This is a genomic window from Prevotella sp. P3-122, from assembly GCF_002251365.1.
Lineage (GTDB): Bacteria > Bacteroidota > Bacteroidia > Bacteroidales > Bacteroidaceae > Prevotella.
In genome coordinates this window covers 1-14,238 of record NZ_NPJH01000086.1, presented here as the reverse complement: position 1 = coordinate 14,238, position 14,238 = coordinate 1, and the positions used below count along the sequence as shown (strand labels likewise).

11 protein-coding genes and 3 pseudogenes are annotated in these 14,238 nt (G+C 44.9%); 2 read left to right on the top strand and 12 right to left on the bottom strand.

The features are described from left to right. Positions 1 to 71: 71 nt before the first annotated feature. The 12 genes and pseudogenes from CIL02_RS13955 to CIL02_RS13905 form a co-directional block, all read right to left on the bottom strand. A complete protein-coding gene (locus CIL02_RS13955; protein ID WP_094402631.1) occupies positions 72 to 890 on the bottom strand; it encodes a hypothetical protein in 819 nt (272 codons plus the stop codon). A gap of 66 nt (positions 891 to 956) precedes the next feature. Next, positions 957 to 2,111, bottom strand: coding sequence for a PD-(D/E)XK nuclease family protein (locus tag CIL02_RS13950; protein ID WP_094402630.1), 1,155 nt, complete (start codon positions 2,109 to 2,111; stop codon positions 957 to 959). A gap of 63 nt (positions 2,112 to 2,174) precedes the next feature. After that, positions 2,175 to 2,423 (bottom strand): hypothetical protein, encoded by a 249-nt coding sequence (locus CIL02_RS13945; protein WP_094402628.1) that lies wholly within the window; start codon positions 2,421 to 2,423, stop codon positions 2,175 to 2,177. A 53-nt stretch (positions 2,424 to 2,476) separates the two neighbouring features. Further along, the gene (locus tag CIL02_RS13940; RefSeq protein WP_094402627.1) at positions 2,477 to 4,078 is read right to left on the bottom strand and encodes a DUF2779 domain-containing protein; all 1,602 of its coding nucleotides are present in this window, start codon (positions 4,076 to 4,078) and stop codon (positions 2,477 to 2,479) included. A gap of 2 nt (positions 4,079 to 4,080) precedes the next feature. Then, positions 4,081 to 5,538: pseudogene (locus CIL02_RS16815) on the bottom strand (AAA domain-containing protein); the annotation flags it as partial. Positions 5,539 to 6,144: 606 nt separating this feature from the next. Then, positions 6,145 to 7,104, bottom strand: a pseudogene (locus CIL02_RS16810) (DUF4011 domain-containing protein); the annotation flags it as partial. A 218-nt stretch (positions 7,105 to 7,322) separates the two neighbouring features. Continuing rightward, entirely contained in the window at positions 7,323 to 8,525 is a 1,203-nt protein-coding gene (locus CIL02_RS13930; RefSeq protein ID WP_094402624.1) for an ATP-binding protein, read from the bottom strand. Between the two features lie 249 nt (positions 8,526 to 8,774). Beyond that, the gene (locus CIL02_RS13925) at positions 8,775 to 9,386 is read right to left on the bottom strand and encodes a DUF4011 domain-containing protein (protein WP_094402622.1); all 612 of its coding nucleotides are present in this window, start codon (positions 9,384 to 9,386) and stop codon (positions 8,775 to 8,777) included. Continuing rightward, the gene (locus tag CIL02_RS13920; protein ID WP_094402621.1) at positions 9,376 to 10,722 is read right to left on the bottom strand and encodes a potassium channel family protein; all 1,347 of its coding nucleotides are present in this window, start codon (positions 10,720 to 10,722) and stop codon (positions 9,376 to 9,378) included. Before CIL02_RS13920 ends, CIL02_RS13925 begins: the two co-directional genes overlap by 11 nt. Positions 10,723 to 10,935: 213 nt before the next feature. Then, on the bottom strand, positions 10,936 to 11,433 hold the full coding sequence (locus CIL02_RS13915; protein WP_094402619.1) for a hypothetical protein: 498 nt from the start codon (positions 11,431 to 11,433) through the stop codon (positions 10,936 to 10,938). Positions 11,434 to 12,196: 763 nt separating this feature from the next. Further along, entirely contained in the window at positions 12,197 to 12,592 is a 396-nt protein-coding gene (locus CIL02_RS13910) for a hypothetical protein (protein ID WP_094402617.1), read from the bottom strand. Between the two features lie 119 nt (positions 12,593 to 12,711). Further along, positions 12,712 to 13,074, bottom strand: a complete 363-nt coding sequence (locus CIL02_RS13905; RefSeq protein ID WP_094402616.1) for a hypothetical protein — start codon at positions 13,072 to 13,074, stop codon at positions 12,712 to 12,714. Positions 13,075 to 13,158: 84 nt separating this feature from the next. On the opposite strand from CIL02_RS13905, the gene CIL02_RS13900 reads away from it, so the two are divergent. After that, positions 13,159 to 13,527 (top strand): hypothetical protein, encoded by a 369-nt coding sequence (locus tag CIL02_RS13900; protein ID WP_094402614.1) that lies wholly within the window; start codon positions 13,159 to 13,161, stop codon positions 13,525 to 13,527. Positions 13,528 to 13,537: 10 nt separating this feature from the next. Further along, positions 13,538 to 14,238: pseudogene (locus CIL02_RS13895) on the top strand (hypothetical protein); the annotation flags it as partial.

The following is a 14,238-nucleotide window of genomic DNA, read 5'->3' as shown; positions in this document are numbered from 1 at the left end:
CTGATTCTATATTTGTTACTTTACAACGGGTTGTATTAAAAGATATGATACACCCATGACTTTTCATTTTATTACATCTCCACATTCAGATTCTCGAAGCATTGGCGCAGGGCATAGAGCAGAGGCTCGCCCTTGTCGGCTTCGGTAGTGATGACAAGTCGGTCTGGGGCTCTACGTTCTATATGCTGGACATTGCCACGATAGTATTCTGTGTCGCTGCCCACAAGCACCTTCATCAATTGGCGTTGTGGCACGAAGAGTCCCAATCCGTCATGTTCATTTTCAGGAATGCCCAATTTCTGACAGAGGTCGTTGATGAGCTTTTCTACCGCATCAAGTGTTTGGGCATTGCCTGTAAGAGTATAGCAGAACTCTTCTGGGAACTCCTCTCCTGGGTGGTCCACATCGTCCCACTCATCATTGTATTGCTGCGGGACATCACTGGCAAGGTCAAAATAATGCTTTGCCTCTCGTTTGTTGATGAAGATGCCCTGCTTCTCATCTCCCCAATTGTATTTCTGATATAATGCATATGCAGCCCAGCGGTTCCCCTTGTCGCAGAGTACTCGCAACGTGGGCACACCCTCGATAGATTCAGCCATACTTTCTTCTCCTCGCCGAACACGTTCAATGTATATCTGTTCTTTTGTTCGACAGCCAAAATAAGATATTTCTTCCTGGAAACGGAGGAGTTCTTCATCTGTGAGGTTGGGAATATCCGCAGCTATGGCTTTTATGAGTTGCCGCTCTTCATCGGAGAGTTCTGTATCAAGAATGTCTCTTCGTTCAATTGACACATCTTCGCCTGTTTCCTCGTCCTTGAAGGCTTCTATCCAGAAGTGGAAATGCCTTTTGAGCATCTGGCTCAGTCTTTCAATGTTTGTATTCATATTGTCTAGTTTTAAACGTTATACAATAATCTAGTCACTTTCGAAGAGAAATTTAAAGATGAGGGCTTAAATCATGTTTTTCAAAATTTCTTTCATATTTTCTATGTCTTCTACGATCTTTTGTATCAAATCGTCGCATGATGTTATAGCTGGAATTTCTACCCACTGATAAACAAAGCAACTTATATCGCCATTGGCATTCGGTTTCCCGTTACAGTATTTACAATACCCCCTTTTCTTGTTCTGCCCAAAAACATATTTATCAAATGGATAATTCTGAGGTTTTTCTCCTTTAAGTGATAATATGTCAGAATAATGTTCTTTTAAATAACTTAAACCTTTATCAGAAGGAATGTGCTCTTTGTTATCATAAACTATCCTATCACCAATAGCTTTATCGAAAAACTCAACTGCATGACGATACTGCTTACCTTGAATCTGAATAATAACTACATCAGAAACATCTTTGCTTGGTTTAAACTTTACCTCAATAAGAGGTGTTGAATTTGTATAGCCCCATCCTATATAAATATTGTTGTCTGATAGATTGTTTATATCAGAAACAATATTAATATTCTTGTTTTTACATGCTTCACAGAGCTTTTTGTATAGAGTTTGGGCTTTTCTCTTTCCGCAGATGTCATGTATTCCAAGCTCCTCTTTTAAACGGTTGTCTTCTGGTTTTGAATTATAGTTTTTTTCTTTATCATATATTTCAATAATATCTTGGAGATTATTTACATAATCACGATAGTCTTTTAATAAGCTAGAATGATAACAATCATTTAGCCGATCCGGCATTTTTTCTGATAAGTCCTTATAAGTTATTACCGTCCATTCCACAGCCTTGGATAAGTCTTGAAGCTCTTGTGTCATGGTTAAAAGAATAAATTTGCATTTTTCACACTTCACTTCGTTCATATATCCTACTAACTGCTCACTTGTCGGAACACTCTTTACCTTGTTCTCAATAAGAATTATCTCATTACCATTTACTTTAACGCAGATATCAAAATGTTTATACTCTCTTTCTATACTGAAATTATTGTCTTTTAGAACTTCTGTGCCAAGCAATTTGTTCATAAGACCTTTGAACTCATTCTTATACTGATCGCCAAACCAAGCAAGGAAATTACTATGAAATAGTTCCTTGTTAGCCATTGAGAGACTATATAAAGGCGATTTCTTTAAAGACTCAACGCAATTTTCAATATTTCCCATATGTTATTGTGATTACCTGTACATCGCGAGGTTTTAATTTCATTTTGATTGTTTCATTTGATATTAGTCCAGAACCTGGCCGGTCCAATCCCAATAGATTGTCTCTTCAGGTCCAATTTTAACCATCATATCCTCTCCATTGTCCTTAGAGACATAAAAGAAGAGGGCACCTTCTTTGTTCTGACGACAAAACTCTATTTCTGCATCTGCGAAATGAGAATACTTCTTAAGGCCGGGCAGTTGCTCACGCATAATGGCAATAAGCTCGTTTACCGTATAACTTGTTCCGTTGATGTTATAAGTTTTTTCCATCTTATTTCATTTGGTTGAGACCTAATATAGTCACTTCGCTTGAAAAATTCAAACTATTTGGCCATTTCTTTCAATTTCTCCCACACCTTCACCATTGCCCAGGTGTCGAGTTCACAGTAGCGGAGGAGGGCTTCACGACTGGCAGCGGCTTCTACCGGCTCCATATCTTTGATACGAGGGAAGATGGTCATTGCGTCACCTCCATTTTGGCAGCGCTCATCGAGGTTGTGGTAGTTGAGACTTGGCTCATCGGGGAAGAGGGCTGGCAGCACACTCTTAATAGAGAACGAGCCTCCCATTGCAGGAACGTAGTAGTCACCAGCTCGGAAGGGGTCGATGAGGTCAACGATGTGATCAGCGATATTCAACAGATGCGGAGCAAGGTCAGGATACAAAGCTGCCAACTCACGGATGCGCCCGCACTCGAACATATTATTATATGCCAACGTGCAGACATTCTTAGGAATGTCCTTGCAAAGTTGCTCCGCCAAAGCACGGCGTGGGTCTATTCCGTTGCTTGGAGCCAAATACTCTTTATGCTTAATGTAGTTGGCTGTCTCATACAGTTTCAGTTTTCTTCCTTCATTCTCCAACTCAACGACCTTTGTGGTGCTCTTCTTCTCCTTGATGTGCAATGAGTACTGGAACGTAATCTGTGCATAGACCTTCGCACCATCATACTGAGGCACTGCATCCTGCATCGTCTCGAAGTCAAGAAAATAGATTGGATAGGTAATCTTCTCCAAAAACTTACGGATACCTGCAGGATTGATAAACTCCTTACCGGTGAGTGCGGCCTCTATCTGCATGTTCTGAATGGGGCCGATGTCTATCGAACACAAATCCTCGAAGGACACAAGTCCCTGATGGTAGCAATCCAGTTTCTTCTTGAAGGTAAAACCGCCTCTTCCCTTGCCGCCATACACATCGAATACCGAAGGCGACGGTACACCATGCTGACGCTTGCAGTACTCCCAGAATGCACATCCGTAAGGTTTCATGCAGCATTCCGATAGTTCTGTGTCGGGTTCCTGCTCGCTGTTGATTACCTTCATGGCTTGGCTCACACGTGCCTGCACCTTCGGGTATTCATTCTCCACCATCTCCTTCATGTCATTGATAACAAAGAGTTGGTTGATGTCAAGTTCACCCTGCCTTACATAGTCGCTGTTCAGGCAGACAAGATAGGTGCCGGTAACGTTAACTCCACATTGCGTCAATACCCATTTCTGATAAGCAATATCGGGTGCATATTTCTCCAGCTTTGCCTTCTGGCCGTTGAACTCAGGGAAACTGGTGCTCTTCACTTCGTAGATTGCCCAGCCGCCGGCCGTCTTGCGCAGGATGTCAACGGCGCAATAACCTCCCTCGCAGATAAACGAAGCCTCGCAGATGTTCTCCACGCCCTCATCCATCCACTGGCGCGTCTGCTCCACCATCTTGGTGAGGTCAAGGCTACCATCAGGTTTCTCTGCATGCGCTTCCATATATTCGCCAAAGAGTCCCATCGCTAGATCGCCGACCTTGTTACCTTGCTCAAAACGAGCCTGCACCCCATCATCCACAGTTGTTTCTTGGGGTTTATACACCTTCAGCCAGAGATTCTTCGTGCACTGACAGAAAGCCGTATAACGTGATTTCGACAGTTGTTTCATAGTTCTATTTTTTTGATAATGTCTTTTATTACAGCGTCAGGATTTTGCAGCCAATCGACAGTCCATACATGCATAAGATTCCAGCCTAACATCTGAAGAACCTTTGGCTGCACTACCTCACGGTCACGAGTTGTTTTAAGCTGAATATAACTAGAGCCATCACAAATAATACCTAAAGCATAGCGGTTTGATTGTAGTGGATCGATAATGGCCAAGTCAACCCTTGAAGCTGAAGAGCCTATAGAAGTCTTCACCTCATATCCCTTACAACGCAATACTTCTGCTATTTGTTCTACAATCAGAGAATGATTCTCTGTAGATTGAGCAGATGCAGGAAGCATGGATGTTCCATGTTCTGCGAAACGTAAGAATTGTTTTAGTCCGAGCACACCCTCAGCTTGTGTACGGCGCTCGTCAATCTGTTCAGGACGCAGTGTGGAGAATACTTTCATCTCATAACGGGCACGACTGACTGCCACATTCAAGCGCCGTTCACCTCCAACCTTGTTCAAGGGTCCGAAGTTCATCGAGAGTTTTCCTTCCTTGTCAGGGCCATAGCCCACGCTAAAGAGAATGACATCACGCTCATCACCCTGCACATTTTCCAAATTCTTTATAAAGAGTGGTTCCTCTGCTCCCAAGTTCTGTTGCTCCAAGTCGACATGCTCGGCTAACGCTTCGCTAAGTAAGTCTTCTATTAAGTCACTTTGTGTCTTCGAGAAAGCCACTATACCAATACTCCTTTCTGGATTGTTTTGTAATCTTTGTATCGTTTCTGCCACAATCGCCTCAGCCTCAGCTCGATTAGTACGTGTCTTGCCAAAATCATAGAATCCCTCCACATGCTGTAATGTCACATGTGGTACCATATCGTCAGCCGATGGGAATGTGGTGAGTCTACCATCATAATAATTCTGATTACTGAATGCTATCAGGCTCTCATGCTTTGAACGGTAGTGCCAACCTAAATAGCGCGAAGGCATACTGAGCGAAATACAGTCGTCGAGAATACTCTCCAGATCGTCCATATCAGCCTCGTCGTCATCAGTCGTGTTAGCAGAGAAGAAACTCGTAGGAGGCATCTGTTTCGAGTCGCCAACCACGATGACTGCCTTACCACGACAGATTGCTCCGACAGCCTCACTTGTGGGCATCTGCGAGGCCTCATCAAACACCACGAGATCAAATTTCGGTCCGTTGATATCAATGTACTGAGCCACACTGAGCGGACTCATCAGCATCACAGGACACAGTTTGGGTAGGAGTGCAGGCATTTGGTCAATGATATTACGAATGGTGGTACCACGTCCCTTGTTGCCTATACGTTTTCTTAGCAGTGTAAGTTCGCTGCTTATTTCAGGGTCATGGTCGCCTACAGGCACCTGTGCCGACAGACGCGCAACCAATTCCTGGCGTGTCAGTTGCTGGAACTCGCTGGTCAACTCACGATAGCGGTCAATGGCTTGTTCGAGACCGGCACTATCTGTCTGACGCATAGCTACGGCACATTGCTCCCACAGCGGCAACAAATCGATATTCTTCAGCCATCGCTCGGCAGCAGCATTGAGTGCATCAAGGTCGTCGAGCAAATCATTGCTGACATCAGCCAAAGATACAAACTTACGCCACTTGTAATCAGCCTCTAACAACTGACGTGGCGTCTTGTTGAAGTATGACATCTTCCTTCCACGCTCCAGTTGTTTCTTCACATCCTCAATAATCTGGGGCAACAGCGGTAATTGCTTCTCTAATGTATCTCCCATCATATAAGAAGAAACCTTCGACTGTGTACGTAGCCTCGGCATCAGTCCACTAAGCGGATGGCCGCCACGCTCAGCACTCAATGTCAGATAGCGATTAATGGCATCATAGAGCGATGAACCATCTGCCTGTTTTTGATGTAGCGCATCGATATATTGTATGAGTTGCAACCGTTGCAGAAAGAGTTGGTCTGCCACTCTTTGGAAGCCATCTGGAGCTTCAGCGCCAACAGCATCGATAACTTGTTGCATCTGGCGCAGAAAATGCTGTTTATCCACCTTATTGGAGTGTAGTTCCAAGCAAAAGGGTGCCAGTCCGATCTTTGCCAGTCGTGACTGCACCACGTCAAGTGCAGCTTTCTTCTCAGCCACAAAGAGCACACGTTTCTGATGATAGAGCGCATTGGCAATGAGATTGGTGATGGTCTGGCTCTTTCCTGTTCCCGGAGGGCCAAAGAGGATAAAGGAACGTCCTTGTTCCGATTCAGCAATAGCCTCCAACTGTGATGAATCAGTATCTACTGGTATCGCCATCTTCTCTGGTCTCATGGTGGCGTCCAACTGCCGAGCATCAATAGGGGCTCTCTCATCTTCCATCATAAGTCGCCCCTCCACCAAAGAACTGATGATAGGACTTTCCATCACGGCAGTTCCATGACTATGGATATCGTTCCACATGACGAACTTTGAGAACGAGAAGATGCCCAACACAGAATCCTCCATAACATCCCACTCCGTCTGCTCTTTGACAGCTTCACGCACCAAATGGAGCACCAGACTCACGTCTATTCCATGGGCATCCATAGGTAATGGATTTACACCTTCCACATCCATTTCAAATTTCTGTTTGAGCATCTCCATTAACGTAATATTGAGCATCACCTCTTCATCACGTTTTCGGATGGCATAACCTTCTTTCTTGATAGGTACAATATCTACTGGCACAAGCAGAATGGGTGCAGCATACTTGCGCCCACCAGCCCGTTCTTTCCAATTAAGCGTACCAAATGTCAGGAAAAGCGTGTTCACACCGCTCTCCTCAAGATTGGTACGGACGGTACGATAGATGCCTTTTAATTCCTTCTGCTCAAGAACAAACTCCTTGCCCTGATCCAGTTCATCCTCTAAAATAGCGATTTCGTCATGTTCATAGCGAATGGCATTCTTTCCTAACTTCATATTAAGCAGGTTATTGCGCAGACTCAAGTCGAGCAGCTTGCGTTCCCACAGGCGTAGTTTGGTAACGTTCTCGCTATCCTCGCCCATCTCCTCTGCCACGAGTTGCTCTGCATTCGTCAGTGCTTCCTTGGCATTGTTCAATAATGACTTGAGTCGTACTTCAGCCATTCTGCTGAGTCCCTGCCCAGCTGCAGAGTTCGACAGCTTTTCAATCTGCATCTTACCTGATGCCAGTTCTTGTCTGAGTCCCATAATGCTAAATATGATATACAATTCAATAAGGAAAATGGAGCCGTGTATCTTTGCTAATACAAGAAGCCGAAAAGCCAGAGGGGGATCTTGTTCCCCAGCACATACTCCTCGTCGGCAGAGGCGATGAAGCTATTGGCAACGCCGGCAATCTGCTTGCCGTCCTTCGAGCGTCCACCAACCTCAATGGTGTATAGATGATCGATGGTAAAGTCGGCAGATGTCTTGCTGTATTCCACCACATGGGCTGCTGACAGCTGGTTGATGAAAAACACCTCTCGCTCCGTACCCTCGTTCACCTTTGTGGTCGCGAGGGCATGCAGCATGTTAGTGTTCTCCAGATAGATTTTGTCCGGTTTCTGCAGACGTTTTACGTTGGTGACATCTGAATAGAGCAATTGAATCAGCCGTGCCTCGCTGAGGTTCTGCAGATACTGCAATAATGTGTTGCGCGACATTTCTGCCATTGACGACAGCTTTACGGTATCCACCGTATAGGGAACACCTGACGAAAGGATGCCCAATAACGACTTCACCTTTCGGATATTGCCCACATCCAGTTTCTTCAACTGGGGCAGTTCCACTTCGATAATCGTGTTGACAATATTCTCTATTCGCAGATAATAATTGTTCTGGCCTTCTTTCAGGAAGGGATAGTAGCCGTAGCGAAGATACTCTGCAAACAGCGGCAGCGGGCGCAGCTGTGCATTAACCTCAGCACACAGGCTGTTTCCGTCAGTCAGAATTTCCTGGAGCGTTCTCTTTCGGAAATCTTTCTGATGGAACATCCGCAGGTACTCCCTGAACGAAAGCCCTTGCATGGTGTAGGTGATGCAACGGCGCGACAAATCGGCCTCTCCTTCAATAAGATTGATCAGCGACGAGCCGCTCAGCACGATATGCATATCTTCAAACTCATCGTATGCGTTCTTGATTTCCAGACTCCAGCCTTTGTATTTATGCACCTCGTCCAGAAACAGATATTTCCCGCCTTGTGCATGGAATCGCTCAATGAAGTCCAAAAGACTATGCGTGCTGAAATAGATATTATCCAGGCTGGCGTACAGCACATCTGTTGTATTCGTGGGGCCAAACTCCTGCAAAATGCGTTGTGTCATCAGCGTTGTCTTGCCAACGCCCTTTTGCCCCTTAATCATCAGCAGACGATCATTCCAGTCGATTTCATCCATCATGCTTCTGACGAAATCGAGTTTTACAGTCTGCATCCTGTTCAGATGTCTCTTAATCAGTGCTTCCATTTTCTATGCACAATTACGTTTTCGGCTGCAAATATAATCAAAAATGTTCAGCGGGCAAAACGTTTTGGTCTAAAATATGTTCTCTATACTAAACATTTTGTAATATGATGGTGGCTTCTACACTGATTTCGTCTTTTATAAAGAACAAATAGTGCTGAAATCCGTTCTGAGTAAACAACAGGTAGGTGTTCGAGTTTACTTACACTACACCATTGTGTTGTTGCAAATCTGCCATCATCTATTTTACAACTAATATTCAGGTGTTATGCTACCACTGCGCTTTCGCACATAGTTGTATCGATCCGTGTAGATAACCATATCACGTTTTCGGATGGCATAATCTCCTTTCTTGATAGGTACAATATCTACTGGCACAAGCAGAATGGGTGCAGCATACTTGCGCCCACCAGCCCGTTCTTTCCAATTAAGCGTACCAAATGTCAGGAAAAGCGTGTTCACACCGCTCTCCTCAAGATTGGTACGGACGGTACGATAGATGCCTTTTAATTCCTTCTGCTCAAGAACAAACTCCTTGCCCTGATCCAGTTCATCCTCTAAAATAGTGATTTCGTCATGTTCATAGCGAATGGCATTCTTTCCTAACTTCATATTAAGCAGGTTATTGCGCAGACTCAAGTCGAGCAACTTGCGTTCCCACAGGCGTAGTTTGGCAACAGTTTCCTGCTCTTCTCCTGCTCCTTGTTTAACAATCTGTTCTGCTTCTGCCAGCGCATCTTTTACTGTACGAAGCAGAGTCGTCAGACGGGCTTGTCCGTCCGCTGTCAGCCCAAGGCTCTGAGCCTCCGTTTCCATCTGTTCCGCCTGCTTCAGCCAAACTGATAACGACTGCTTAATCGACATATATTATTTCTTTATATCCAAATTCTGTTTCCTTGAAATCCTTTACATCATCAGGTTGTATTCCTCGTCCAGCGTCTAACTGTTGGCTGATGATTGTGGCCATGCGATAGGCAATGAGCAGACGGCGGTTGTCGAAATTAATGATGTCGCACGAGGGACGCAACACAAATGTGTTGCAGACAATACCCTTCTGCCGTAGCCGGTAGCCAAGATTATTCTTTGTCAAAGGGAAACGTTGCGACTGCAAATCCGATTCCAAAGCATAGTCTGTATAAAGCATTTCCGAGAGTTTTTGAAGCAACGTTTTATAATTGTCTTGTTGAATTACTGTAGAATCACTGCCGTCTTTCTCAGCATCTGCAAAGTGGAAATCAACCTTGTTCATTGAACTCTTGATATGAGCCGTGAAAAGAATAATCCAGGAGTCTTCTGTAGTGACCATTTCCTTCAAATCATTCAGGAATGCTTTACGGTTGGCTGCCTGTTTGTCGCTGACGGGCTTGTCGGCGAGATTGTAAAAAGAATCCAGTTCGTCGGAATCAGCCTCAATGTCCTTGCTGACAAAGTTAAATCCCCCAAATTTAGCCAGATAATAGGAGAACCATCCTGTTCCATTCTCCGCTGAACTGCTGGCGGAGACTATGGTGACCCGTGATTTGCGATTAATGGCATAGCCATAGGAACGGTTCAACGGATAGTGCTCCACGACGAAACGATCCTCCGGATGATTTTCCTCGCTAACAGCTTCAGCCAAATTCTTCAGGCGAAATTCCGGAAACTGATGACAGACGTCGAAAATGTCCTTCATGTCAATGCCCTGCCGCAACTGGATTCTGGCTACGGGTATGCGCTGAGGGACAAAATACAACTTCCTGAAAGCCTCACCACCGCCATCGGGCAGGCTATTCAGGTAGCCTCGAAGCGTCTTATCGACCATTCGGCGAAATGATTTGCGCATACGCTGCCTATAGGCAATCAGTTCCTTCTCGCGTTTCTCCTCACTCATTGCATCCATCATGCCAGAGCCTATCAGTCCGGCAGGAACGGCAAAGATAGCAATGCCAAGCACACCGACCAGCGTGCCGACTATCTTTCCTATCACGGTTACAGGCGGTAAAACAATGTCAGCGGGGTCCTCTACATATTTGACAAACGTCCATACCAGAGCATCCCAAAACGTATAGTCCCGATTTGACAATCTTTCGGCAAAGAACAATGCTGCAGCGAAGACTATCGTCACAACTGCCAATATTTTCAGCGATGCCCTTATCTCATGACGTGTGGCGCGATATGCCTTTCCAAAGAGGCAAAGGTCTCCAAATAATCTGTACCTCATTTTCTCATTTGTTTAACTATTCCATCCCACCGGTTTTTCTCTTTGCAGTGATATAAATAACCAGATCATCCGTACAAACCATTAGCAAACTGGAATTCCGATTCAACTTATTTTCCGTCATAACGCAAACAGCTTACTTCCATCATGCCGTCAGTCAAATACTGTTGGATGAGGGCATTTAGCTCCTCAGGAATTAATTGTTTCGCCATAATTTTATAATTTAGCTAAGTTACTATTAATCTTATCAATAATCTCCTTGGTTACATTGGAATACACTTTACTTAGATATGATTCCAGTTCAAAAGAATTCATCAACATGATTGGTTTGGGAGCAGGTACTTCCTTTCGGAACGAAATATTCCTGTGTTTAGTGGCACGTCTATCTTCTTTGATGAAGTCTTGTTGCTGAAATAGTTCCTCCAATTGCTTGTCTTGATCGAAAGTGTCGCGCATTTCTTTAGAACCCTCCACGTGGAAGCAGAAAGAATAGTTTTTCCTTTTACTCAATTTATCAACTCCTAATGGATACCACTCGAAATGCAAACTTCTAGGCCACAATGCATCGCGAACAATAATATAGTAGTAGTTGAAGATGTGGCTAATGACACATTCTTTCATCAAGCCGTGATCTATTGAGGTAAAGTAGCCACGTGTCAATTCAAAGAATTCCTGCAGTGGTTCCTCGTTTATTTCCTCAATAAGATTTGCCAAAATTCCAGAACATTTCTGTAAATGTAACAGTTCATCAGGTTTTTCCTTTACAAGTATGGGGCACAGAACGAAGCGTATAGGTGAGAGATAGGGAGGGAAAGACTGAAAGTTGTTTGTTTACAAAGAGTTATGGGTGTTGGGGCTGTTAGGGCGGCACAAAACGAAATGTTTACATAGGCTTACGTTTGCTTTACGTTTAGGGGTATTTCGTTTACATCAATAGAACGTAGGATTTACGCATGAAGGGCTGCACGTTTACGCGTGTGGCCTTTTTTGTTTGTGTGTGGGTAAATCCTTTGTATATGGGCATTTATGCGTCTGTGAGGCGTCTGTGAGGCTGATTTGTGGCTTCTTTTATTATGGCGTTGGAACGTCGTTTGAACGAAGGAAGAATTGGACTTGTGAGGATGGCTTGAATGTGGGGAAAATGGCGAAAAATGGGAGGTGGATGTTCAGGTGGTTGTTCAAACTGGATGTTCATTTCGGGGGTAACTGGATGTTCAAAACTCTTGCCAAAGCATACTGTGAGGGTATAGGCGAAAAGTCCAAAAAACGAAGTAGAGTATAGGAAACTTACACTTTCGGTTTGACTTTTGAGAGACGAGAATATGATAAAAGCCCTGTAAATAGGGCGTTTTGTGTGTTTTCCGGGTGTTTTATAGGGGGGAACACCCCATCGGGGGTAGCCTGGGGGTATCGCATTGAGGTATGGGGTGGCCTATGGGTCACAGCAGCTGTTCTTTGCCGCCTATGATGACCCTGACTACCCTACATCTGCAATGCCTGAACTTCTGGCATGTCCAGCATTGTCCCCCCTGCTGCGCTCAAGTTCTTCGATGCGTGCCTTGAGGCGACCTATTTCTTCTGCCTGTTCTTTAATCGTATTGAGAAAATGGCCAATAATTGGTGATTCCTGAGAATTCTGATGACATAATGTTTTCTCATCACCTTCATTCCTCAACATTTCACCCTCACCGGTGAGGAGCCAACTGGGTGATAGCATTTCGCACTTTGCAAAAAGAAGGTCGTAATCCATTGTGTCACGGGAAAGCCATGAGCTAATTGTAGATGGGGCTACGCCTATCAATCTTGCAAAAATGGATGGTTTTCCATCGCTATAGTGGGCTATAATGGCCTCAAGTCGTTCTTTTTTAGTCATAATTTTGCAATTTGCGAAAAATAATCAGGAAAACATTTTGCACTTTGCGAAATGTGTGTTACCTTTGCAGCGTGTTCATTATTGTATAACTTAAATATATAAGAAAATGGAATGTACAATCATCCCCATGGAGAGGGGTAAAGATGCCAATATCTCTTTGGCATTAGAAACACCCACACAGGACTTCCTAACTGCACATCAGCAAAGAGTCCGCGAATGGCTTTCTCAAACGCCTTTTGCGTCATTAGTGAGTGCTCTGAGAAATGGAACCAGACAAGATCAGCTGTCATGTATGCTCCAAGTTGAGCGTTGGCTTTTGCGACATCATCCGGTAGTGTTATATTGTCGATACACTCGCAGGCGATATTTTGAAGAGTTGCAATCGCTGACAAGGCTTTTTGGATTAGAGGTCTGCTCGTCACTGATGAGAGAGTATCAAAGTAAAATACCACGAAAGGTATTGATGCAGTATTTTTGCTCATAAGTCTGTTCATTTGTGAATATGGCGGCAAATATACGAAAAAATATTGATAAAGACGAAAACAGGGATTAAAATGAGTAATAGTATGAAGAAGTTTATCGAGATCAGCAAGAATGACAGAGAGTTTATCATGCAGGCTTTTGGTTGCTCAGAGCGTATGGTGTTCAAGGCCATCCGATACGAGGACGGCTCGGCGACGGATTTGGCTAAGCGTATCAGGAAGCTTGCTTTGGAGCGTGGTGGTATAGAGATGGCAGTTGTTCCTCTGACAGAGACGCTGTTTGATGCTGACGGTTATATGCGCCAGTATTTTGCGAATGGCGCTATGATGGAGCTTGACATACGTCATAACCGTGCGGATGTATTTGACAAGGACTGTAACAGGTATTGTATACAGGAGGATGTGCGTCTGTGTGACATTCCTGCTATCCAGAAGGTTGCTGAATCGTTGTAGTGGGTGCGTTATGGAGTATTACGGAAACAGGTTGTGCATAAGTGCCAGGGAGTTGGTGGACGGTGGCGTTATAAGCCAGTCGAACTACCAGAACTGGGTGCGCCGCGGCAGGATTGACGTGGTTAGGCGCGGCGGCGGTGCTGCCGGTCAGTATGCTCTTGTTGCCGTTGACAGTATTCCTCGCGACTACAAGGAGAAGGTTGATGCTCTGTATCCAGACGGCGACCTGACTCATCTGAAGGGCTGGGTATGCTCGAATTACGAGACTGACCAGGCCGCCGTGGCGTTTTTCCACGACAGGGGTAAGACGGGTATTGTCCTTCCTCAGGAGAAGATCCGGGAGTATGTGGTTAACGCGAGTGTTCTGAACACGTGCATCAGGTTGTATGAGCGTGCGGCTACGGCTCAGAAGCTGTTTGGCGGCAAGTATAACTGGGAGCAGATGGCGAAGGCGATTGAGGCTTTGAGAGAAGAGTACGGTCATACGTTGCCGGCGAGCACGCTGCGGTTCAGGAAGAAGGTGAACGAGTACAAGAAGGAGGGCTACGTCTGCCTTATCAGCGGGAAGTTCGGGAACCAGAGTTCGCGGAAGGTTGACTGGAAGACAGAGCGTCTGATACTGAGTTTGGCTGTTCTGCCGACCAAGCCCTACAACACGACGACACACGAGAACTACCTGTCGTTTGTATGCGGCGAGCTGGATGTGTATGA

Bases quoted from the DNA above. Each gene is read 5' to 3' on its own strand.
- CIL02_RS13910 (WP_094402617.1), bottom strand. From the start codon at position 12,592: ATGACTAAAAAAGAACGACTTGAGGCCATTATAGCCCACTATAGCGAT.
- CIL02_RS13950 (WP_094402630.1), bottom strand. From the start codon at position 2,111: ATGGGAAATATTGAAAATTGCGTTGAGTCTTTAAAGAAATCGCCTTTA.
- CIL02_RS13925 (WP_094402622.1), bottom strand. From the start codon at position 9,386: ATGTCGATTAAGCAGTCGTTATCAGTTTGGCTGAAGCAGGCGGAACAG.
- CIL02_RS13945 (WP_094402628.1), bottom strand. From the start codon at position 2,423: ATGGAAAAAACTTATAACATCAACGGAACAAGTTATACGGTAAACGAG.
- CIL02_RS13940 (WP_094402627.1), bottom strand. From the start codon at position 4,078: ATGAAACAACTGTCGAAATCACGTTATACGGCTTTCTGTCAGTGCACG.
- CIL02_RS13905 (WP_094402616.1), bottom strand. From the start codon at position 13,074: ATGAGCAAAAATACTGCATCAATACCTTTCGTGGTATTTTACTTTGAT.
- CIL02_RS13930 (WP_094402624.1), bottom strand. From the start codon at position 8,525: ATGGAAGCACTGATTAAGAGACATCTGAACAGGATGCAGACTGTAAAA.
- CIL02_RS13920 (WP_094402621.1), bottom strand. From the start codon at position 10,722: ATGAGGTACAGATTATTTGGAGACCTTTGCCTCTTTGGAAAGGCATAT.
- CIL02_RS13900 (WP_094402614.1), top strand. From the start codon at position 13,159: ATGAAGAAGTTTATCGAGATCAGCAAGAATGACAGAGAGTTTATCATG.
- CIL02_RS13955 (WP_094402631.1), bottom strand. From the start codon at position 890: ATGAATACAAACATTGAAAGACTGAGCCAGATGCTCAAAAGGCATTTC.